Origin of the sequence: Bacillus sp. 16GRE42, assembly GCF_019837435.1 — a bacterium.
GTDB classification, from domain to species: Bacteria; Bacillota; Bacilli; order Bacillales; family Bacillaceae_G; genus Bacillus_A; species Bacillus_A wiedmannii.
The window spans coordinates 307,127-331,067 of the sequence record NZ_JADAXF010000004.1 but is presented as its reverse complement, the minus strand read 5'-3'; the positions used below and the strand labels follow the sequence as shown (position 1 = coordinate 331,067).

The window sequence follows — 23,941 nt, the reverse complement described above, 5'->3', positions numbered from 1 at the left end:
CATATTGATTGTAATAGTTGGTCAATAAAAAGTGTGTTATAATCGCTAGTGTGAATTTCGTGTGAACTTAATGTAAAAAAATTGTAAATCTTGGCGATTTACATAGGGCTTTTGTTATTTGAATAATGATGCGTGAAAGGTCCTATTGTTTGTTTTTTTGAAAAATTTGCAGGGGGACAATTAAATTATGAAAAAGGTAATTACATATGGTACGTTTGATTTACTACATTGGGGACATATTAATTTGTTGAAGAGGGCAAAGGGTTTAGGGGATTATTTAATTGTGGCCGTGTCTTCTGATGAATTTAACAAAATAAAAAATAAAAAATCTTATCATAGTTATGAAAATCGAAAAATGATGCTAGAAGCAATTCGATATGTAGATGAGGTGATTCCAGAGTGTGATTGGGAGCAAAAGGTAAAAGATATCCAAGAACACAATGTTGATGTATTTGTTATGGGAGATGATTGGAAAGGCAAGTTTGACTTTTTAAAAAGCTACTGTGAGATTGTTTACTTGCCAAGAACGATAGGCATTTCCTCAAGTAAAATCAAACAAGAATTAATGTTAATTGCTAGGTAAAGTATGTTAAGAGAAATTATTGTAGCAATATACCTAGTTGTATTCAAAATTATATTTAGCATAGCAAACATAGCTCCGCTTAAAAATAAAGTTACCTTTATTATGTCATATGGTGAAAATCTTATTTTTATTTATGAAGAAATGAAAAAGCAAAACATAGATTGTGAGGTTGTTTTTTTATATAAATCAACTTGCAAGTATGAAGTAAAGAATTATCCAGATGTAAAGGCAGTAGCATTTGAAACAAAAAATATTATACAAACAATAAAAGCAATATATCATTTAGCAACATCTCGGTATGTTATTATTGATAATTATTTTGGATCATTATCTGCGATACGTTTCAAAAAAGGGGTCGAATGTATTCAAATTTGGCATGCAGCAGGAGCATTTAAAAAGTTTGGGCTGTTAGCCCCTGCCTTTGAAAAGCGGTCTAAATATGCTCAGGGTAGATTTTTAAGAGTATACAACAACTTTCATAAAATTGTTGTAGGATCGGATGCATTAGCTGAGATTTATAAGCAGGCGTTTGGAGTGAAAGAAGAAAATATATTGAAAACAGGTATCCCACGCACCGATTTATTTTTTTATGAAAATGATCAAAAAGTTATTATTAATAATCTAGTAAGTAGCAATCCAAGTTTAACTAAGAAAAAAGTGATTTTATATGCTCCTACTTTTAGAGATAAAGAGCTAGAGGATTTTGATTTGGGTTTAAATATTGATGCAATGTATGAAGCGTTAAAGGATGAATATATTTTTATCATCAAACTACATCCTGCTATTAGAAATAACTTGAAACACAAGGAAACGTATAAAGGCTTTTTGTATGATTATTCTTTATATCCAAATATAAATGATTTATTTTTGGTGACAGATATTTTAATAACGGATTACTCTTCTGTGCCTTTTGAATTCTGTCTGCTAAATAAGCCAATGATATTTTTTGCGTATGATTTAAATAAATATGCGAAAAAAAGAGGGCTTATTGGAGATTTTGTATCAAATGTGCCAGGGCCAGTTGTATATAGTTCGACTGAGATTATTAAGAAGATACAAACTCAATCGTTTAATTTTAGAAAAATTGAGCAGTTTAATGTACAATGGAGCCAATATTCAAATGGGAATTCCAGTAGGGATTTAGTGCATTACTTATTTAACGATAATAATAGTAAACTGTAAGTTAATTATAATTTATGAAAATCACTTAGTCTTCCGTTTGTTCGAGTATTTCGAAGGGTTTTATTAAAAAGACATTTGATGTGAAAAAGTAAATAGATAGCTGCATGATTTTGTAAAATGGTTAAGCATAGTTAGAGGGTGTACGAATAATATGAATGTCATCAAAAGGATAAAAAATCATCGGTTGGTAAAAGGTTGTTGCAAAGCAATATTTGTTGCTTGTAGCTACTTACCTGCTCGAAAAAAATTAGTTGTTTTTGAAAGTTTTTCTGGCAAACAGTATAGCTGTAATCCACGGGCTATATACGAGTATATGGAACAACAAAATTTAGGATTTCATATGGTTTGGAGTGTGAATAACAGTTACACAGCACATTTTGAAAAAGAAAACATTCCATATGTTAAACGTTTTTCAATTCGCTGGTTTATTTTAATGGCACGTGCCCAATATTGGGTTACAAATAGCCGAATGCCTTTATGGCTTCCGAAACCGAGGCATACAACTTATGTACAAACTTGGCATGGTACACCACTAAAGAAACTCGCTTTGGACATGAAAGAAGTTTACATGCCAGGGACAACCACAGAAAAGTATAAGATGAATTTTCAAATAGAGGTAAGAAATTGGGATTATTTATTGTCTCCTAATACGTACTCAACAAAGATTTTTCAAAGGGCGTTCCAATTCGAAAAACATGTAGTAGAGTCTGGATATCCTCGGAATGATTTCTTATATGTAAATAATAATTGTAAGAAGATTGATGAATTAAAGAAAAAGAATGGCTTACCTCTAGATAAAAAAATCATTTTATATGCTCCAACATGGAGAGACGACCAATTTTATATTAAAGGACGTTATAAATTAGACTTGCAATTAGACTTAAATCTGTTACAAAAAAAATTGGGTTCTGATTACATTATTTTGTTAAGAATGCATTATCTAATAGCAGAACAGTTCGATTTAGAACCGTATTTAGGGTTTGTTTATGATTTTTCTCATTATAGTGATATTAATGAACTATATATATTAGCTGATTTATTAATAACAGATTATTCTTCTGTCTTTTTTGATTACGCAAACTTGAAAAGGCCTATTATTTTTTATGCGTATGATATGGATTCATATCGTGATAAGCTGAGAGGCTTTTATTTTGATTTAGAGAAGAAAGCTCCAGGGCCAGTTGTCTTAACAACAGAAGATGTACTAGAAGAAATTATGAAGTTTGCAAGACAAGGATTAGGGGAGTTTGAAAAAAAATATGATGCTTTCTATGATAACTACTGTTACTTGGAAGATGGTTTTGCATCTAAACGTGTGGTAGAGAAGGTGTTTTTTGGAGAGGCGCAATAAAATGAATGCAATGATTATGGTATTAAAAGAACAGATAAATAGTATTTATTTAATTAAACGTCTATCTATTTATCAAGTTAAAAGTTCAAATAAAGATAACTATCTGGGCATTGTTTGGGAAATGTTAAATCCTTTAATTCAAATGAGTATTTACTGGTTCGTCTTCGGGATTGCAATAAGAGGTGGTTCAGGTGTTGATGGTGTTCCATTTGTATATTGGTTAATTTCTGGTATAGCAGTATGGTTCTTCATTAATCCTGCAACTTTGCAAGCCTCTAAATCTATTTATACAAGATTAAATATGATTTCAAAAATGAGCTTTCCAATGAGTGTTATTCCTAGTTATGTGATTATGTCCAACTTTTATCAACATCTAATATTAATAGGTATTGTTACTTTTATATTTTTAGTAGGAGGCCAAGGGATTTCAATTCACTATATTCAATTAATTTATTATATGTTTGCTACAGTTATGCTTGTTTTTGCATTTTCCTTAATAACCTCTACTTTATCTACGATTGTACGTGATGTACAAATGATTGTACAATCTTTAATGAGGATGTTACTCTATTTAACACCAATTTTGTGGACTCCTGAGAAGTTACCACATGCACTACAAAAAGTTATGCAACTTAATCCATTATGCTACATTGTTGAAGGTTACCGAAAGTCCTTTTTAGGGACAGGTTGGTTTTATGAAGATATAAGGTATGCCCTCTATTTCTGGGGGTTTGTGTTTGTTATGCTATTGATTGGTACATCAATACATATGAAATTTAAAAAACATTTTGTAGACTATCTATAATGAGGATTATAAAAATGAATTATTCAGTGAAGTTTCATAATGTAACAAAAAAATATAAAATGCATAGTAAAAACTCTGATAAGTTAAAGGATATTATATATCCTGGCGGATTTGGTGAAGATTTTTACGCATTAAGAAATTTAAATTTTGAGGCTCAAAAAGGTGATGTAATAGGTATTGTTGGTGTGAACGGATCAGGTAAATCAACAATGTCTAATTTAATTGCAGGTATTACACCACCTACAGCAGGGAATATTAATATAAAGGGTAATATAGCACTTATCGCTATAGCAGCTGGGCTTAATAACCAATTAACAGGTCGTGAAAATATTGAATTGAAATGCTTGATGATGGGATTGAGTAAAGAGAAGATTCAAAGTTTAACACCAGAAATTATCGAATTTGCTGATATTGGTAAATTTATTGATATGCCTGTTAAAAAATATTCTAGCGGTATGAAGTCTCGTCTTGGTTTTGCAATTTCTGTGAATATTGATCCGGATGTTTTAGTTATTGATGAAGCATTATCTGTAGGGGATCAAACATTTACAGATAAATGTTTGAAGCGAATGAATGAATTTAAAGAACAGGGAAAAACGATTTTCTTTGTAAGTCATTCATTAGGACAAGTAAAGCAGTTTTGTACAAAGGTGTTATGGCTAGAGTATGGTGAAATAAAAGACTATGGACTTATGCAAGATGTAATGCCTAAATATGAACAATTTTTAAAACAATACCGTGCTATGAGTAAAGTGGAACAAAAAAAGTTTAAAGAAGAGGCACAAAGAAAGCAGGCTGGTGAAGAGATTCAACAAGTCAATAATATAAATGTTGAACAGCCTATATATGGATATGCGTCACTAAAGCGAAAGAAAGATAATAAAAAGAAAAAAAATATGATGGCTGCAGTAGGGTTACTCTTATGTATTGGATTGGGAAGTATAGTTTATTGGAACAAAAATTTAATATTGAATTCACAAAAAGTAGAAACAGTAAATAAAAAGACAACGGTATCCAGTGAAAAAAAGAAAAATCCATTAATGGATTTAGATGTGCGATATGTAAAAGCAGCAAAGGCACGTATTAGAAATACGCCGAATTTAAATGGTAAACAGATAAATTTAATGGGATTTGGTACACCATTCATCGTGAGAGAACAAAAAAAAGATGAAAAAGATGATATAAATTGGTTGAAAATTGTATATGAAGACGGAACAGAAGGATGGATTAGTGAGGGTGTATCAACTACTATTCCTTTGGATACAGCCGCACAATATGTTGTAATTACTAACAAGTTAGAAGAGCTATTAGGCTCAAATCAAGAATTTAAAATGGGGATATCCCTATTAGGAAAAAATCAAAAAGATGTACAAAATATAATTGGAGAACCTAAAAACATAGAAAATCTATTAGAAGGTGTATTAAATATCTATAAAAATATTAATGTTTTATATAACCGTGATTCTACTGTAAAACAGGTCACAATAAAAAATATGTCTGTTTCTAAGGCAATGATGTTAGAGGAATTGGGTCAAGCGCAATTAGTAAGTGAAGACGACTCATCATATATATATCGATCGGATAAATATGATTTTGAATTTTTAACTGTAGATGGTATAACTGTTGATCAGATGTCTGTGTTTTCGCATATTAATTAAATTAATACAATTTTTGCATGTTTAAGGTTTGATTAAAGATTCGTGCATCATTTATAGCTAAGTTATAACATACAATTTGTTTAGCGAACTAGTAAGGGTATTTTATAGTTAAGTATATGAATTTAATTTATTGAGATATTGAAGAGAGTGTGAAATGGATGGCGGACTCTTCCCAAAAAATAATTACTAAAATACGAATAATATCGTTTAAGAAACGAAAAGGAAAGTGGCAGTTTGGCATAAGAATAAAGTGTAGAGAAAAATGTATGGTCCAAGGTATCGTTTTGAAAAAAAGGAATGGAGATAAAGTTTATCAAATCGCATTTCAGGAAAGTAACGTAAATGAATTTGAAAAAAAGGTTACCTTTGAAATAGATCTGAATCAAATTGAGCTGGGACCATTCTTTTGGGATTTTTATGTTCAGCTAAAATCCGATATACTTACCTGTTATCGGATTAAACATCCAAGTTATATGGTTAATAGGAAAATAAATAATCGTTTACAGAATGACTATACTAAAGACGGATATGTGGTATATCCATATGTGACCGTTAAAAATGGACTCAGTTTACATTATCGAAAAAAAGGGCCTTATGACAAGTTACAATATGCTTGGAAAGAAAAGCTGGCACTAATTCTATACTATGTACTTAAAAGCTACTGGGATAGAAAAAGTATTGTATTAGTATATGAAAAATTTAGCCAAACGGCACAAGATAATTCTTATTATTTCTTTAAGTATTGTTACGATCATAAGGGAATTCCTAACATATATTATGTAATTAACAAAAGGTCTAAGGATTATAAGATGCTTGATCAATATAAGGATAAAGTTGTCGACTTTATGAGTGTTAAGCATATGATCTATCTCCTTGCTAGTAAATTTATGATATCGTCTGAGTCAAAAGCACACTGTTATATATGGAAAGAAAACAGAGGGATATTAAAGAAAGCTATACATGCAAAAAAACATGTTTTTTTACAACATGGTGTAATAGGTTTAAAAAAGGTAGATTCAATTTTTAAAAAAGATAGCCCAAATGGAACGGATTTATTTTGTGTGTCTTCAGAATATGAAAAAGAAATTGTAAAACAATTTTTGCATTACAGGGAAGATGAAATAATTGTGAGTGGATTAGCAAGATGGGATCACTTGCAAAATAGAAGCGTAAAGCAAAAGCAGATTTTATTACTACCGACATGGCGAGAGTGGCTAGATGAGGTATCGGAAGAAGAGTTTTTAAAGAGTCAATTTTATAGGCAATATGAAAAGCTACTAAATGATACAAACTTAATTGAACTATTAGAGAAACATAATATTATATTGAAGTTTTGTATGCATCCAAGAATCCATAATTCTATTCATTATTTCCAATGCACTACTCCGAATGTACAGTTTATTGGCTCTGGAGATATAAAAATTAATGAATTGATAATGGAATCTTCATTGCTTATAACAGATTATTCTAGTGTTGCTTGGGATATGTACTATTTAAAAAAACCAATTGTTTTTTTTCAATTTGATCAAATAATGGATGGCTATTTGAATATAGAGAATGAATTGTTTGGGGATAGATGTGTACAAGTGGATGAATTAGTCCAATTGTTGACGGTTTATATTAATAGTGAATTTAAGGAAAAGAAAAAGTATAAATTGCTTAGAAAAAATTTGTTTTCCTATACTGATCAAAATAATTCGGAGAGAGTTGTTGAAGGTATTCGTTCAAAGGAAAAACAATTAAAAAACTAATACTTGTTTTTGTAATTACTCGAGGATATTTTGCTGTATTGCTAAATAAATCAATAGGTATACTGTGTTTAGCGTTTTTAAATGTAATCAGGGTTTTGTTTCTTAATTACGTCAGGAATAATAGTTTTTATATAAGAAATACAACATCATTTTTGAATAAAAGAATGGATATAGTAGTAGGGGTAGTGGAGCTAACTGTTAACAAAGGAAAGGTGAGGTCGAATTGAAAGTAAAAATATTACTGGAAGAAATGAAGATTACTCAAAATAAAAATATTGAATTTGAAATCTCTATACAAACAGATGAAAATGCTAAAGCTGTTTATGAGAGAGTAAAAGGATTATATATTCATAAAGGGGAGTCTAAACACCAGTTATCACTATCCAGTATAAGGAACTGTAATGATAGGGTTATATTTGTCCTTCCAGTTTCGGAACTTTCTAAAATAATGAATTACGGAAAATTAAAGGTTTCCTTACAGCTAGATAAAGATATTATTCTGCTTCATGTATATAACAATTTGAAAAAGAGTTTCTTTATATGCCCTAACAATACAAGTTTTCAAGTGAATGCGAGTAATTCAATTGAAAAACTTGTTGAATTTAATAGGGAAGATTCTGTAAGTATTGCTGTATTGGCAAATGAAATTTTTAAAAATGAAGAAGATTTTATTATACAAGGAAAATTCTCTCCAGAGTTCAAACGGAGAGAAGTACGTTTAAAAGAGTTTTTCTTGAAAAATAACCTTACAAAAGAAGTTAGAAAACTAACAAATTTAAAAGTGAATGAGAATATAAATGAATATCAAGTAATACTGAAATTAAAGGGAAATCCTTTATATGAGGGGAATTGGGAACTATTTTGTGCAGGAATGCTTAATGGGAAACCTGTATTAGTAAAAGTTAGAAATAAACAAGAAAGAAAAGTAGTTGGAAGTTATTTTAGTTATAAAGATCAATTACATTACCATATGTGTTCTCGTAATAATGAACATGAACTCGTTATGAATATTAAAAGGAATACAGAGCGAATGGCCTCTAGTAAAGTTGAAAATGTAAGTTTAGATCAGAATAAGCTTACTATTGAAGGCTCAGTTCAATTTAATCGTATGGTAGACATGAAAAACCAAATGGTAGAGCTACTATTTATTCAAAGAGGTACAAAAAAGGAACAATCTCACACTATTAGTATAACGAATGATTTCTTTAAAAAGACCATTGTTTTTGAAGAGGGTGAATTCTTTGAAGAAAAAGGAATTTGGGATGTATTCATAAGATTTAAAGTGCAAGGAATCAAAAGTAAAATTCCTTTAAATTTAGGTTCTAATTCGGATTCAAAAGCAGATTTTATAATTATACCTAAAACAATTTATAGCAAATCAGGCGCTATAAAGAGAATTCGCCCATACGTAACTCAAGATAATAATTTAGCGTTATTAATTAGAAATGAAGGAGTATACTGTGATGTTATTAGAGTTGACTATGAAGCGAGTAAGTTAGTTGTAAAAGGTTTTGTAAACATCCCGGACATTAATTATGTCTTAAAAGATGTATATCTGTATGAAGAATCTTTAAATTTGAAAATGAAGTGTATAAATAAATTTTCAAAAGAAAGTGGTGGCTATTATTTTAGTAGCTCATACGACTGGGATTCATTTGATATTGCTAAAACTGGTGAAGTGAATCTTAAATTTATGGTTCATGTTGAGAGTAATGGAAATAACATATCATTTAAATTAGTCTCTAATTTAGATGATATTAAAAATAAATCAAAGATAATGATTTATCCACCATTAAATAAAGATACTAATGGATATCCAATACAAATTCGACCTTACTATACAAATAAAAATGAACTCTCTATTTCCATATGCAATTCTCTTCAAGCATATTGTACTGTGGTCGATGCAAAGAAAACACATGTAAAATTTACAATTCAGTCCAAAATACAGGATAATTTTGTATTGCAGGATACAGAACTAGTCTTAGAGCATAGTCAAACAAAAGAAATCATAAAACAGCAGTTGCAGTCGAATGGTCAAAATGAATATATATGTAATATGAATCAAGCGTTTATTGAATCTATTAAAGTACATGAACAGGGTAGATGGGAAGTTTATTTTTCTACACGTGTAAATAATAATATCGTTCGAACAAAATTATTTGGTAAGGATCTTGAGGTTATTAATAAGAACTCTACGTTCAAATCAAATGCGATAAAAATAGCAGATGAGCTATACATGTCGATTTTCTTTGATAAAAAGAATAAAATAATGTCACTTGAAACGCGAAATATAAAAGCTTATGAGAAATCAAGTGAAAAAATAAGATTTTTGGCTGCAAAAGGTATTGCTAAAATATGGAGTAAATTTAAAAAGAAAAAGGTATGGCTTATTGGTGAAAATTTAGGAGAAGTTGCACAAGATAACGGATTTGCCTTTTTCGAATCTTGTATTAAGAAGAATGTTCAAGAAGAAACGTATTATGTGAGTAAGAAAAATAATAAAAATATCCATAATCTCTTACCATATAAAGATAGGGTTGTGCAATATGATAGTTTTAAACACCTTGTTTTATACTATTTAAGTGAATATACAATTGTAAGTCATGGAATTAGGGATGTTATTCCAAGTATTGTTCATAATAAGATGGCAAGTAATACAAAGAAAGTTATCTATTTGCAACATGGTATTATTGCAATGAAAAAATTGCAGTTTAATAGAAATTCATATAACGGCATGATTAAAAAGTTTGTTGTTTCTTCCGAACATGAAAAAAATATCATGATCAATGAAATGAAATTTAAAGAGCAGCAAATCATGGTTACTGGCTTAGCTAGGTTTGATTCGTTAGTAGATAAGAGTAAAGATAAGAAAACGAGAGAAATTCTCCTTATGCCTACATGGAGAGAATGGGTGATTGGTTCAAAAGAAGGATTTTTAGCTTCCGATTTCTTTATACATTACCATGGATTATTGCAAGATAAAAAGTTACATGATTTGCTTGAAAAGCATGATTTAGTGCTTAAGTTCTTCCCACATATTGAAATTCAAAAAAAATATAAGGGTGAATTTGAGTCTCTAAATAAAAGGATACAGGTTGTTAAGTTAGGTGAAGAAAGTGTAAAAGAATTGATGCAAAACAGTTCTTTAATGATTACAGACTATTCAAGTGTTGTATTTGATTTTAACTATTTGAAAAAGCCAACAGTCTTCTATCATTTTGATGTAAATGATTACTTAAAACATAGAGGTTCTTATGTGGATTTAAGAAAAGATCTAGTTGGGGATATTGCACTGACAAGAGATGAAGTTATTAAATATGTGAGAGATTATGCTGAAAATGGCTTTAAATATAAACCAAAATATAATATAAATTCTAAAAAATATTATGCTTATCATGATAAGCATAACTTTGAACGAATTTATAATGAAATTGAAAAATTGTCTAATAAAGTAAAGACTAAATAGTGAGGTGAAAAAAATGAAAGTTACATTTCTTGTATATAATATTTATGGGATGGGTGGAACGGTAAGAACTGTTGTAAATACAGCAAATTATTTCGCTGCTAAAAACCATGAAGTAGAAATTATTAGTGTGAGAAGAACAAGTGCTACTCCGATGTTTGACATTGATAAAAAAGTGAAAATCATCCCAATCTTTGATGCAAGGAAGGGGAAATTATTTGGTAAAAACACACCTTTATATCAAAAAATCATTAAAAGAATACTAATGAAATTTCCCAGTGTCTTCATAGATAAAAGTGAAGACTTGTATCATATGTTTAATTTATTTGTAGATTTTAAAATCATTGCAGCACTTAAAAAGATAAATAAAGGAATTTTAATTACGACAATACCTTCTTTTAATATTCTGGCTACAAGGTTTGTAAAGAAAGATGTAATAAAAGTAGGACAAGAACATTTATATTTCGCTGGTCATGCAACAGGATTGCAAAATAAAATAAAGAAACATTATAAAAAGCTAGATGCTCTAACATGTTTGACTGATTCTGAAATTAGTGACTATGAGCAGTTATTAAAGGGAAGTAAAGTAGATTTATATAAAGTAGAAAATGCAACAGATATTCCAGGAGAAACAGCAAAACTGGATAAAAAAGTGGTCATTGCAGCTGGACGTTATGCTCCTGAAAAGGGATTTGATTTATTAATTCCAGCTTTTTCAAAGGTTATAAAAAAATATCCTGATTGGAAATTGAAAATTTTTGGATCTGGAGTAGAGGAAGAGGTACTTCGCGAAAAAATCTTTGAGGAAAAAGCGTATAATAATATTTTCCTTATGCAAAAGACAAATAATATTATTGGTGAAATGCGCAACTCTTCGATATACGCTTTAAGTTCTAGATATGAGTCCTTTGGAATGGTAATTATTGAAGCGATGTCTGTTGGGGTACCTTGTGTAGGTTTTGCTTGTACAGGCCCTAGAGAAGTCATTGCACATAAAGAAGATGGTATTCTAGTTGAAGAAGGAAATGTAGAGGAACTAGCTAATTCATTAATGATGTTAATTGAATCTGAAGAATTACGAAAAGAGTATGGTCGAATGGCAAGAAAGAATGTAGAAAAGTATACATTTAATGTTGTTGGTGGAAAATGGGATCGTATATTAGAAGAACAAGTACAAAAAAAGTCAAAAAAGAACGTAAAAGAAGTGCTAGTACAGACATCTGTATAAAGTAATTTAATATGAAAAGAGCTGACTCGCAAAGCCAATAGATTTCTATTAGCTTTGCGAGTCAGCTCTTTTTTAGGTAATTACAAGTGATTTGAAAAATTTCTAAAGTACTAACCCTTGGATATTTTTTTATTCCTGTGTATTATATAACTGTTATGCTTGCGGATTGAAGAACGTTTTTATTTTATTGTCACATAAAAGCATACTTAAAATAGCAAGTATTTCATTCATTGTATTTACAACAACATTATTATGTCTAGTAACATACATTTCGTTATTTTCATAAACGAATAGATTAGATCCGGTTTTATTTATTGATTCTATTAACGGAATAATATGATCATCATACAAATTGTCATGTTGTGATGTAACTAAATAAACATTTGGTTTATATCGACTTTCTTTAATTACATTACCTAGATAATTATTATAAAATGCTTTTGTTTCCTCTGTAATAGTTTGGGGTAGAATATATGTTAGAAAGCTTTTATATTGCTCAATAAAGTTATAAAGATGATATTGTGGAACGGCAGTTAATATATTTTCGACACCTAATTCATATCCAAAATTTAGTGCAGCATAGCCACCTTTAGAAGGACCAAAGAAAATAATGTCTTCTTTTAGAATTTTATATTCATTGATTTTTAGTTTTAAAAATTCGAGTACTGCATCACGAACATCAAATTTTCCATTTAGGCCTAAATAGTAACTACCTACATGTCCTATATCATCTTTTATATAGATTTTTCTACAGTTATAAAATTTTAAACCATCAATTAAAGTATAAGGATAGCGATGCCTAGCATCATCTGAATTTTCATTACCTAATGATTGGAAAATAACTAATAATTTTCGCTCACCTTTAAAATTTTGTATTGGATAAGGATCTTCCATATAGGTTAGTTCAATACCGTTTTTTGCTTTATAATGTACTTCAGTTTTTCCACTCATAATATACTCCTTGCATCAAGTTTTTAATTATTTTTGCTGAAAATATAATTTTGTAAAGACAAATAATTGATAAGAAAAATATATATTTAGAAATGCTAATATACAAAAATCATATTAAGTATACAGTGTTCAAACTATATATACAACGAATAGTAATATTTGTTGTGGACTAAAAAATATTTTATAGATATTATGTAAGGGGCTTTTTATAGGTACATGGAAAACAATAATGATATTTACACTGTTAGGTAGTACGATTAATCTGATATAGAAAGAAAATACTATGCTGGTTATTCATTAAATTACAGAAATTATTCTTTGCTGCTATTGAGTTTTATATGTTAATAAAATTCTAGAGTTAGAAGAAGGGTGTATAATTAAAATGAGGAATATTTTAGGAAGTCTACTGACTATTTATTAATGCTATGTATTTAAATTGTAGAATATCACAGTTTATTGTTTATTATCTTTATATCTAAATGTTAATTTGTGTGATATTCAGCTTTGTCGAAAATGTGAAATGTAATGCTCATATTAACCTAACCAACTAGAAAAGGAAAATTGAAGTGTAGACGGTGGTATGAGAAATTGAATTATATCTGATTCTGATGATAAAAAGAAGTAATTTAATCAGAGGAACATTAGTTTTAGAATGAGAGTAGCACAATTTGTTTTATTCTTTTTATTGTTTATAAAATACAAAGACCATAATTATTTTTTTAAAATAATCAAAAATGGCTCTTGTTCTGATAAATAGAAAAATATGTTATGTGTTGTGTGATTAAAAGAAAATCTTATAAGTTAGGATGATTATCATTGAAAATAGTAAAAAAAGCTATTATCCCAGCAGCTGGACTAGGAACTCGTTTTCTACCAGCAACTAAAGCAATGCCAAAGGAAATGTTACCAATTGTTGATAAGCCAACAATTCAATACATTGTAGAAGAAGCGATTCAATCTGGAATTGAAGATATTATTATCGTAACTGGAAAAGGGAAGCGTGCTATTGAGGATCACTTTGATCATTCTTTTGAGTTGGAACAGAGCTTACTAGAAAAGGGTAAGCATGAAATCCTTAAGAAGGTGCAGGAGTCTTCTAAAATTAATATCCACTATATTCGTCAAAAAGAACCGAAAGGCTTAGGTCATGCTGTATGGTGTGCTCGTAAGTTTATTGGTAATGAGCCATTTGCTGTTTTACTTGGTGATGATATTGTACAAGCTGAGACACCATGCTTACGCCAATTAATGGATCAATATGAGGCAACACAATCATCGGTAATCGGTGTTCAAACTGTTGCGGAAACGGAAACACATCGCTATGGTATTATTGATCCACTAGTACAAAAAGGTCGTAGTTATCAGGTTAGTAAGTTTGTAGAGAAACCAGATCAAGGAACAGCACCATCTAACTTAGCAATTATGGGGCGCTATGTATTAACACCTGAGATTTTTACGTTCTTAGAGAATCAACAAACAGGAGCAGGTGGCGAGATTCAGTTGACGGATGCTATTCAGCGCTTAAATGAAATACAAAGAGTATTTGCTTATGATTTCGAAGGAAAGCGATACGACGTTGGAGAGAAGCTTGGATTCATTCAAACAACACTTGAAATGGCATTACAGCATGATGAGTTAAAGAATGAATTATTAAGCTATATGGAGAAATTATTAAAAAAAGAAATGGTTAATAATTAACTTTCATAAAAAAAACATCTCGGAAAGTTATTGTAAAATAAATTTCTGAGATGTTTTTTTATAACTGTTTCATTAATTTATCTGCCACTTTTTTAGAAAGTTGCTTTGCCATTTTAGGGACAAATGGTTTTATTGCGCCATTAAAAACAAAGGCTCCTTTACCAGTTGTTCGCAAGTCTAACTGACTTGTTATTTTTGTAGTAGAAGAAGAGGTTGATTCAGCAAGAAAAAAGCCGCTACCAACTAATTTTTTTGTTGGAGAAGTCATCGTAAAGCTAATTTTATCAGGCATTTGCCATTCAATAATTTCAACATTTAGACTAACGTCTCGTTTAATAAATCCTAAATCACCGTGCAAACGCCAAGTTGAATGTTTGTCATCAATAATTTTATGTTTAACATAGCCTGTGACTAGTGGAGCCCAATTGTTTATATCGCTAATAAATTTCCAAATTTGATTTGGTGAAGCATTTAACTCGATAGTATGTATACCTTTTGCCATTTTGGGATTCCCTTCTAAAAATAAAGATATTTGAACGATCAGGTTAAAATTTTATATTCATTTTATTATAATATAAGTATGTAAATTCTATTACAAGCGTTTTTTTCTTTTATTTTAATGATTTTTTACTAAAATTCATATTTCTAAATATCACATTTAAGAGAATGTAAGGAAAATAGAGAAATCCTGAGCAATATTAGGAAATTAATGCGAAAAAGGTCGAAAATTAGGTTTTAATTTCTTATTTTTGTCATATATAATGAATCTTGAATACGACATTAAGGCTTAATATATTTGATATAATATGCCTTTCCCTAACTTGGGTATACACTCTTTTCAACCTCCGTGTCAGTAATAATACATATTGAAAAGAGTGTATACATTTTTTTATTTAGAAGAGAAATCTTGAAATCCTTTTTTATAATGACAAATAAGATTTAAAATGGGATAATGATAGTATAACTTCTGGTGGTATGACCAATCTTGTTTAAGGAGAGAAGTGTATGCTAGATATTCAACAAATTAAGGAAATAATTCCTCATCGCTATCCATTTCTACTAGTGGATAAAGTTTTAGAAGTAGAAGAAGGAAAGCGTGCTATTGGGATAAAGAATGTTACAGCTAATGAAGAATTTTTTAATGGGCATTTTCCAGATTATCCTGTAATGCCAGGTGTTTTAATTGTAGAGGCTTTAGCACAAGTTGGCGCTGTTGCTATGTTGAAGAAAGAAGAGAATCGTGGTCGCTTAGCATTCTTTGCAGGCATCGATAATTGCCGTTTTAAACGACAAGTCCGTCCAGGTGACCAACTTCGTTTAGAAGTTGAAATGACACGTGTACGTGGAGCGATTGGAAAAGGAAAAGCAATTGCTACTGTAGATGGTGAAATTGCTTGTGAGACAGAAATCACGTTTGCGCTTGGTGACAAAAAAGAATAAATATATTAAGATATGTGATAGACAAATAACAATATATAATTGTTGTTTGTCTATTTTTTATGATTTGTATAATAGGGTCCATATCTATTGTAAGTTAGGCTTAAGAAAGAAGGTTACAATAATGAAAAAGAAAATTTTATTTTGGGTACTCGGTATTCTTGGGGTACTAATAATAGGCGGGGGAGTTTATGCTTATAATGTATATTCTTCTGTATCTAATACATTAAAAGAAGTTCATCAACCTTTAAAACGTGATCAAAACAACAGTAACGTTGAAGAAAAAGTTAGCAAGAGTGAACCAGTGTCAATTTTATTACTAGGGGCAGACGAGCGTGGTAATGATAAAGGACGTTCAGACTCTTTAATGGTAATTACATTAAATCCTAAAAATAACTCTATGAAAACAGTAAGTATTCCTCGTGATACTTATACAGAAATTGTTGGAAAAGGTAAAAGCGATAAAATCAATCATGCTTATGCATTCGGCGGAGTAGATATGTCTGTAGCGACCGTAGAAAACTTCTTGAATGTTCCTATTAATTATTATATTGAAGTGAACATGGAAGGCTTTAAAGATATCGTTGATGCAGTCGGTGGGGTAGATGTAAATAATGATTTGGAGTTCTCTCTAGAAGGGAAGCACTTCCAAAAAGGGAATATTCATTTAACAGGTGACCAAGCTCTAGCGTACACACGTATGCGTAAAGAAGACCCACGCGGCGACTTTGGACGTCAAATGCGTCAGCGTCAAGTAATGCAGGCTGTTATTAAGAAGGGTGCAAGCTTCTCTTCTTTAACAGGTTATGGAGATGTATTAGCGGCAATTCAAAAGAATGTGAAGACAAACTTAACGCAAGATCAAATGTTTGATATGCAAAAGAACTATAAAGATTGCTTAAAAAATAGTGAGGATATCCAAATCCCGGGTGACGGTCACAAGGCTGCTAATGGCATTTGGTACTACTATGTTCCAGATGCAGCAAAACAAGATTTAACGAATAAATTAAGAGCGCATCTTGAAGTGAATCAGTAATAAGTATGATTCAACTTCTTTAGACAAAGCAAAGTGCTAAAGGGCATGAAGTTTGGGCACAATATGTAACGGATTATTTCGTTGCTAAGTAATAAAGGTACACAAAAGGTATACGAGCAATCGTATACCTTTTATAATAAGAGAGTGAATAAGAAATCCTAATATATGTAGGAGGAAGACGATGAATTCAATTCTAATCTGCGGCGGAGCTGGTTATATCGGTTCTCACGCTGTGAAAAAATTAGTAGACGAAGGTTTATCTGTTGTAGTAGTAGATAACTTACAAACTGGTCATGAGGATGCAATTACGGAAGGTGCGAAGTTTTATAATGGCGACCTTCGTGATAAAGCATTTTTAAGAGATGTTTTTACACAAGAAAATATTGAGGCGGTTATGCATTTCGCAGCGGATTCTTTAGTTGGAGTTAGTATGGAGAAGCCTCTTCAATATTACAATAACAATGTGTATGGTGCACTTTGCTTATTAGAGGTAATGGATGAGTTTAAGGTAGATAAGTTTATTTTCTCTTCTACTGCGGCAACGTATGGTGAGGTAGATGTAGACCTTATTACTGAGGAGACGATGACGAATCCAACGAATACGTACGGAGAAACGAAGCTAGCAATCGAGAAGATGCTTCATTGGTATAGCCAAGCTTCTAATTTACGTTATAAGATTTTTAGATACTTTAACGTGGCTGGTGCAACTCCAAATGGTATTATTGGAGAAGATCACCGCCCAGAGACGCATTTAATTCCTCTTGTGCTGCAAGTGGCGTTAGGTCAACGTGAGAAGATTATGATGTTTGGTGAGGACTATAATACACCAGATGGTACTTGTATCCGTGATTATATTCATGTTGAAGATTTAGTAGCAGCTCACTTCTTAGGGCTTAAAGACCTACAGAACGGCGGAGAAAGTGATTTCTATAACTTAGGAAATGGTAATGGTTTCAGTGTAAAAGAAATCGTTGATGCAGTTCGTGAAGTTACAAATCATGAAATTCCAGCTGAGGTGGCACCGCGCCGTGCGGGAGATCCAGCACGTTTAGTTGCTTCTTCTCAGAAAGCGAAAGAGAAGTTAGGATGGGATCCTCAGTATGTAAATGTGAAGACAATCATTGAGCATGCTTGGAATTGGCATCAGAAGCAACCTAATGGGTATGCTAAATAAATATAATAAGTGAAAGAGAGGGTATTGTCGTTCAACATATGTTCGACAATACCCTCTCTTTTTTTGTATGATTTTTGCTATACTAAACTGTACTATAATACGGGATGAAAGGAGGAGAATAATGAAAATACTTGTAGTTGATGATGAATCGAGTATTCGTAATTTGATTCGGATGCAGTTGGAGATGGAAGGGTATGAAGTGCTCACGGCGGCTGATGGAAGAGAAGCTTTAGAGAAATGGAATGAAGGGCCGGATGTATTGATTTTGGATGTTATGCTACCAGATACAGATGGGTATGAGTTGCTTCGCTTGTTCCGTGAGAAGAATAGGGATATTCCAGTGCTCATGTTAACTGCAAAGAGTCAGATGAATGATAAATTGCTTGGTCTGCAGCTTGGTGCGGATGATTATGTGACGAAGCCATTCAATTATGCTGAGCTTATTCTTCGGGTCAAGAATATGACGCGGCGTGTGAAGAAGGCAGAGGTAACGGTAAGTCATGAAGTAATTGGGGCAGGAGAGATAACGATTTGTCCTAAGGAAAGAAAAGTGCATGTTAGTGGACAAGAAATTCAGTTAACGTACCGAGAGTTTAATTTATGTCAGTTGTTTGCTTCAAATCCGCAGCGTGTATTTATGAGAGATGAGTTACTTGAGAAAGTATGGGGGTTTGAGTATATCGGAAATACGAGAGCGGTTGATATTATGGTGCAAAGACTGCGGAAGAAGCTAGGGAATAGCGGGGAATATATTAAGACAATTTATGGCGTTGGCTATAAACTGGATTGTTAAGTGGTGATGGTATGTCTTTAAAAAGAAATATGGTGTTTGGAATAGTGGGACTGTTAATCCCGATTTTTGTTCTTTTGTACGCAGTTGTTTATATTACGTTAGAAAAGAATATGTATCATAACGCGGCAAATTCTTTAGAGAAATTAAGTGTAGAAGCACAAATTTATACGATGAATTATTTAGAGAAGGAAGCAGAGGTAGAGACGCTCGGTCCGAATTCACTTTTAATTGCTTCGTATTTAGCGAAGCGTATGGATGTCCGTGTACAGATGATTGGAAAGAATGGAGATGTTGTTGCGGATACGCAAAAGGGAGCACTTCTTCATCGGAACATTGATATTGAGAGCTCTTTGAAGGGGAAGAAGTCTTATGTTTTTGAAGAGGGAGACCCAGCTCCAATTCTTTTGTTTTCAAGCCCAGTTTATTATGGAAACGATGTCATCGGAAGTGTTCGTTTTATAAATGAGTTAACGGGTGAGAAGGAAGTTTTAACAAATGTTGGCTGGACGTTTTTAATGACGTCTCTTTGTCTAGTAGCTGCGGGTATTTTCTTTGCAATTCGTTTGGCAAAGTCTCTTCATAAGCCAATCGATCAGTTAAGACAAATGGCAAAGCGGCTTGCGAATGGGGATTATAAAAGCAAGATTGAGCTAAATGAATATGTGGAAATTGCTCAGCTTTCAGCGTCTTTTAATGCGATGGCGGATGGAATTGAACTACATATTAAGCAATTGAAAGAGGAGAAAGAGAAGCAGAAAGATTTCTTAGACCGTATTACACATGAGTTGAAAACACCGCTAACGGCGATTATTGGCTATGTGGATTTAATTCCAAAGTTGAAGGCAAAGGAAGATGTACAGGAGAGCCTGCGTTATGTGGCTGTAGAAAGTGAGCGTCTATTATCACTTGTAGAGGAATTACTTAAGTCTTCAAAGTACGGGACGAGTACGTTTGAAGTGTCACCTACAGTTGTGAATATAAAGGAATTAGCAGAAGAAGCAGTTTCAATTGTGAAACCTCGCCTGCAGAAATTTGAGATTGAAGTGATAAATGAGTTAACAGATGTACATGTTGTTGCGGATTTCGATAAGACGAAACAGATTTTCTTAAACGTGCTTGATAATGCGATAAAATATAGCGATGCTACGCAAATTCGTATGAATGTAATTGTAAATGAACGTGAGGCAAAGGTTTTTGTTCATGATGATGGCATTGGTATAGATGAAGGTGTGCTTGCAGAGTGGAATGAATCGCCAGAAGGGAAGGTACTGCCTTCTAGTTACGGGAATGGTTACGGTTTGTATATTTGTCAGGAGATTATGAATAAGCAGGGCGGAAGTATGCGAATTGAGAGCAGTGAAGAAATAGGCACTACAATATTTATTACATTCTTGCTTCCGAGACGAATGGAAGACATAAAAAACCTGAAAGCGGTTAAATGATACATTTATGAAACAATTATGCGGTATTTTCGAAACAACGTTTTTTTATCTTGGAGGTAGGCAGAAATGAAAAGGCTATCATTTCAAATTCTTATGTTTGTCCTTTGTATAATTGTTTCTCTTATTTTGTTTTATGTGATGGAGAAGCAAATATACAATCGAATCACAATAGTGAATGACAAACAAACTGTTTTACAAAGGGTGAATGAATCCCTGCCTACTGAAATGAAGGTTAGGCATGAAAAGTGGGGAGAAATTGTTATAACGGATGAAGTTCGTTTGCATACGATTGTTTCATTCTTTGACCGAATTCAAATAGAACCGAGAGAAGCTAAGAATCAAGAACAAGTATTTACTGGAGAAGTAACGTACTTGAATGGACATAAACGTACTTTTGCAGTAGGTGACTTGTTCCAGTACGGGGCTGATATGTACGGAAAGAATGGTACGGATCCAATGATTTCAGCATTTCAAACGTATTTGTTAAGCCTGTATTACACACCAGAACGTATTAGTGATTTTTTTGCGTCAGCGCAAGATGTCATAGTACGTCAAGGTGATGTAGAACGTGCGATGAATCTTACGCACATACTTGATTCGATTCGGTACGCAAAGCAAATTACAGATTACGGAGAAATACAGAAATTATTACAATCACAGAATGAACCGATTGCTTATATTACCGCTTATAAAACAGGGAAGCGTATAAAGAATGAGCGAGAAGACATTCTTACTATTTCTGTGTATCCATCGTACTTTGTTGTGCAATATCTCGGTGATAATAACGGGAATGTTATGTATATGAAAAGCTCCCTCGCAAATTTATTTGTAAAGGAGAATGTGTCATGAGAAAGATAGCCTTTTTCTTCTTTTTGCTAGTAATTGGAGGAGCGATGTCTAGTTGCTCTCGAGATACAACCTCTATTAAATATAATAAAAGTGGTCTCCCTATTTTGGATGATCGTCATCTTGTTGCGTATGTAGCAGCTCGTGAGGAAGTTGGTGAAGCTTTGCTGTCATCATTTTGTAAACCACGCGGCTGTACGTATGAATTTATTCGTCTTTCGACAGAAGAGCTTCTTCGGAGGGTAGAAGAGGAAGCGGGAAATCCGAAAGCGGATATTATTATTGGCGGTACGGTAGACGCGCATCAAATGATGAAGCAAAAAAATCTATCTATTCCTGTTACGAGTCAGCATGCGAACCGTATTTCAAAAACTGTTAAAGATAAAGACGGTTATTGGTACGGTTATGAAGTGGAGAAGCTGGCAATTGCGATCAATAAAGAGCGGTGGAATGAAGAAATAGCACCGCTCGGACTTCCTTATCCATCAAGGTGGCAAGATTTATTAAATCCAGTATATAAGGGGAAAATTGTTATGCCAGATCCAAATGTCTCAGGAACAGCATATACGTTTTTTCAATCACTTATTGATACTTTAGGTGAAGGGAAAGCGAAGGAATATGTTAAGAACTTGGCAGGACAAGTTGGAGAAGTAACAGTGAATGGTTACATACCGGCAGAACTTGTTGCAAGCGGTGAATATATGATAGGAATCAATTTCATGGGAGATCAGAGAATGCTTCAAAAACGAGGCTTTCCTATTTTAAGTAACGAACCTGAGCAAACAGGATTATCTGTTAATGCGATTTCGAAACTAAAACGTGCACCGAATGGTATTATTTCGGATTTATTTATTGATTATTGTTTATCAGAAGAAGCGGGTCATATTTTAGAAAAGGTTTCGTTTGGCGTACCAACGATGTTTGCGAAGAATGAGAAAGAAATAGAAGGACAGCCGGTTAGAAGAACAAACAAAAATATATCAAATAGCGGAATAATCGAGATATGGAATAGACAGCGTCTCTCTCAGAAGTGAGAAAAGGAGACGAAAGAATATGTTTAAATGGCTTAAGCCAGCACCTGCAATTGAACGTTTGCCAGCAGATATGATTGATCGAGTATACAAATTACTACGTATTCGTGTATTAATGGGAATTTCAGTTGGGTATGCTGCTTATTATTTAGTTCGTAGTAACTTTACGTTATCAAGTACGTATTTAGTACAAGAATATGGATTTAGTACAGCTGAAATTGGACTACTAGGTTCAATCATGGCAATTGTTTATGGATTTAGTAAGTTCTTTATGGGGAATTTGTCAGATAAAGCTTTCGCCCAGCGCTTTATCGCAGTCGGTTTATTCTTATCAGGGCTTGTAAATATTTGTTTCGGTTTTGCATCGTCATTTGGAATGATTGTTACACTGCTTGTTCTAAACGGTATTGTACAAGGTATGGGAGCACCCCCTTGTAGTATCGTTATGACGAAATGGTTCTCGAAGAAAGAACGCGGTACGAAAACGGGTATTTGGAATATTTCACATAACGTTGGCGGAATGCTCGTACCACCACTTGTCGGAATTGGTGTAGCTATTTTTGGTGAAAATCATTGGCAAGGCGGCGTGTTTATTTTCCCTGCGATTATCGCAATGGTAATTTCAGTTCTTGTTTGGATTAATGCGAAGGATACACCAGAATCAGAAGGTCTTCCTCCAATTGATGAGTATCGTAATGACTATGAAAATCTTGAAAAAGCAGATAACGCTAACAAGATGTCACCAAAAGAAATTTTAATGAAGTATGTAGTGAAAAATAAATTTGTATGGTTCTTATGTATTGCAAATGCATTTGTGTATTTAATTCGTTTCGGCGTTATTAACTGGGTTCCACTTTATTTAACGACAGTTAAAGGCTTCTCAAAAAATGAAGCACACGCGGCGTACGCAATCTTTGAAGGTATGGCAATTCCAAGTTCATTAATCGTTGGTCTTTTAAGTGATAAATTATTTAAAGGAAAACGTATGCCATTATGTATCATTAGTATGGTCGGAGTTGTTATTGGTACGTTTGTATATTGGCAAGCAACTAGCATACTTGTTGTAAGTATTGCAGTTTCTATCATCGGTTGTTTAATTTATGTACCACAGTTCTTAATCGGTTTAAGTGCGATGGAATTAGTACCGAAATTTGCAGTAGGTACGACAGTTGGTATGTGTGGTCTGTTCGGTTATGTGGGCGGAAGTCTTGTAGCTAATGCAGCGATTGGTATTATTGTTGATCGTTCTGGCTGGGACGGTTGCTTCATCTTACTATTAACAGGTGCAATTTTATCAACAATCTTCTTGTTCATCGTTCAACGTGGACATGAGGGGAAAAAAACTAAAGTAGCATAATATTTTGTTTGAAAAGCTATCCAATTATCATTTTGGATAGCTTTTCTTATATTAATATAACCTTTCCTTAAATCTATCTTAAAAGACAATATGTCATATTTCTAATCATTGGAATTTTTGTTACAATATAAATGGATGTGTAAAACTTTGTA

At 32.4% G+C, this 23,941-nt stretch carries 19 protein-coding genes; 17 read left to right on the top strand and 2 right to left on the bottom strand.

Annotated features, from left to right (window positions below; all coding sequences use genetic code 11):
• The first annotated feature begins 187 nt into the window (after positions 1-187).
• From tagD to ILS93_RS22120, 8 genes are all read left to right on the top strand, one after another.
• Complete coding sequence (gene tagD / locus ILS93_RS22155; protein ID WP_074619506.1) at positions 188-583, top strand: glycerol-3-phosphate cytidylyltransferase; 396 nt, start codon at positions 188-190, stop codon at positions 581-583.
• A gap of 3 nt (positions 584-586) precedes the next feature.
• A complete protein-coding gene (locus ILS93_RS22150; protein ID WP_222661273.1) occupies positions 587-1,765 on the top strand; it encodes a CDP-glycerol glycerophosphotransferase family protein in 1,179 nt (392 codons plus the stop codon).
• A gap of 151 nt (positions 1,766-1,916) precedes the next feature.
• Positions 1,917-3,116, top strand: coding sequence for a CDP-glycerol glycerophosphotransferase family protein (locus ILS93_RS22145; protein ID WP_222661271.1), 1,200 nt, complete (start codon positions 1,917-1,919; stop codon positions 3,114-3,116).
• A gap of 1 nt (position 3,117) precedes the next feature.
• Positions 3,118-3,921, top strand: coding sequence for an ABC transporter permease (locus ILS93_RS22140; RefSeq protein ID WP_098101681.1), 804 nt, complete (start codon positions 3,118-3,120; stop codon positions 3,919-3,921).
• A 14-nt stretch (positions 3,922-3,935) separates the two neighbouring features.
• Complete coding sequence (gene tagH / locus ILS93_RS22135; RefSeq protein WP_222661269.1) at positions 3,936-5,579, top strand: teichoic acids export ABC transporter ATP-binding subunit TagH; 1,644 nt, start codon at positions 3,936-3,938, stop codon at positions 5,577-5,579.
• A gap of 266 nt (positions 5,580-5,845) precedes the next feature.
• Positions 5,846-7,330 carry a CDP-glycerol glycerophosphotransferase family protein gene (locus tag ILS93_RS22130; protein ID WP_257133664.1) on the top strand — a complete coding sequence of 495 codons (1,485 nt, stop codon included), beginning with the start codon at positions 5,846-5,848 and terminating at the stop codon, positions 7,328-7,330.
• 223 nt (positions 7,331-7,553) lie between these two features.
• Positions 7,554-10,799 (top strand): CDP-glycerol glycerophosphotransferase family protein, encoded by a 3,246-nt coding sequence (locus ILS93_RS22125; protein WP_222661266.1) that lies wholly within the window; start codon positions 7,554-7,556, stop codon positions 10,797-10,799.
• A gap of 13 nt (positions 10,800-10,812) precedes the next feature.
• A complete protein-coding gene (locus ILS93_RS22120) occupies positions 10,813-12,024 on the top strand; it encodes a glycosyltransferase family 4 protein (RefSeq protein ID WP_098103619.1) in 1,212 nt (403 codons plus the stop codon).
• Between the two features lie 153 nt (positions 12,025-12,177).
• Here the strand turns inward: ILS93_RS22120 and ILS93_RS22115 are convergent, their stop codons facing one another.
• A complete protein-coding gene (locus tag ILS93_RS22115) occupies positions 12,178-12,975 on the bottom strand; it encodes a hypothetical protein (protein WP_098103711.1) in 798 nt (265 codons plus the stop codon).
• Between the two features lie 816 nt (positions 12,976-13,791).
• On the opposite strand from ILS93_RS22115, the gene galU reads away from it, so the two are divergent.
• The gene (galU, locus tag ILS93_RS22110) at positions 13,792-14,673 is read left to right on the top strand and encodes a UTP--glucose-1-phosphate uridylyltransferase GalU (RefSeq protein WP_098103712.1); all 882 of its coding nucleotides are present in this window, start codon (positions 13,792-13,794) and stop codon (positions 14,671-14,673) included.
• A 58-nt stretch (positions 14,674-14,731) separates the two neighbouring features.
• Here galU and ILS93_RS22105 read toward each other — a convergent pair whose 3' ends face one another.
• Positions 14,732-15,175 carry an SRPBCC family protein gene (locus tag ILS93_RS22105; RefSeq protein WP_098103713.1) on the bottom strand — a complete coding sequence of 148 codons (444 nt, stop codon included), beginning with the start codon at positions 15,173-15,175 and terminating at the stop codon, positions 14,732-14,734.
• A 503-nt stretch (positions 15,176-15,678) separates the two neighbouring features.
• Here ILS93_RS22105 and fabZ point away from each other — a divergent pair.
• The 8 genes from fabZ to pgtP all read left to right on the top strand — a co-directional run bounded on the left by fabZ (position 15,679) and on the right by pgtP (position 23,789).
• On the top strand, positions 15,679-16,113 hold the full coding sequence (fabZ, locus tag ILS93_RS22100; RefSeq protein ID WP_000884318.1) for a 3-hydroxyacyl-ACP dehydratase FabZ: 435 nt from the start codon (positions 15,679-15,681) through the stop codon (positions 16,111-16,113).
• A gap of 121 nt (positions 16,114-16,234) precedes the next feature.
• Entirely contained in the window at positions 16,235-17,146 is a 912-nt protein-coding gene (gene tagU, locus ILS93_RS22095; protein WP_222661263.1) for a polyisoprenyl-teichoic acid--peptidoglycan teichoic acid transferase TagU, read from the top strand.
• Positions 17,147-17,327: 181 nt separating this feature from the next.
• The gene (galE, locus tag ILS93_RS22090) at positions 17,328-18,320 is read left to right on the top strand and encodes a UDP-glucose 4-epimerase GalE (RefSeq protein WP_061679387.1); all 993 of its coding nucleotides are present in this window, start codon (positions 17,328-17,330) and stop codon (positions 18,318-18,320) included.
• Positions 18,321-18,441: 121 nt separating this feature from the next.
• Entirely contained in the window at positions 18,442-19,113 is a 672-nt protein-coding gene (locus tag ILS93_RS22085) for a response regulator transcription factor (protein ID WP_088047769.1), read from the top strand.
• A gap of 11 nt (positions 19,114-19,124) precedes the next feature.
• Positions 19,125-20,555, top strand: coding sequence for a HAMP domain-containing sensor histidine kinase (locus ILS93_RS22080; protein ID WP_064476141.1), 1,431 nt, complete (start codon positions 19,125-19,127; stop codon positions 20,553-20,555).
• Positions 20,556-20,621: 66 nt separating this feature from the next.
• On the top strand, positions 20,622-21,404 hold the full coding sequence (locus ILS93_RS22075; protein ID WP_000826638.1) for a DUF3919 family protein: 783 nt from the start codon (positions 20,622-20,624) through the stop codon (positions 21,402-21,404).
• Positions 21,401-22,435, top strand: a complete 1,035-nt coding sequence (locus ILS93_RS22070) for an ABC transporter substrate-binding protein (protein WP_088047771.1) — start codon at positions 21,401-21,403, stop codon at positions 22,433-22,435. The genes ILS93_RS22075 and ILS93_RS22070 overlap by 4 nt, the downstream gene beginning before the upstream one ends.
• 19 nt (positions 22,436-22,454) lie before the next feature.
• Positions 22,455-23,789: an MFS transporter gene (pgtP, locus tag ILS93_RS22065; RefSeq protein ID WP_046960113.1), complete on the top strand. Its 1,335-nt coding sequence runs from the start codon at positions 22,455-22,457 to the stop codon at positions 23,787-23,789.
• The last annotated feature ends 152 nt before the right edge of the window (positions 23,790-23,941 follow it).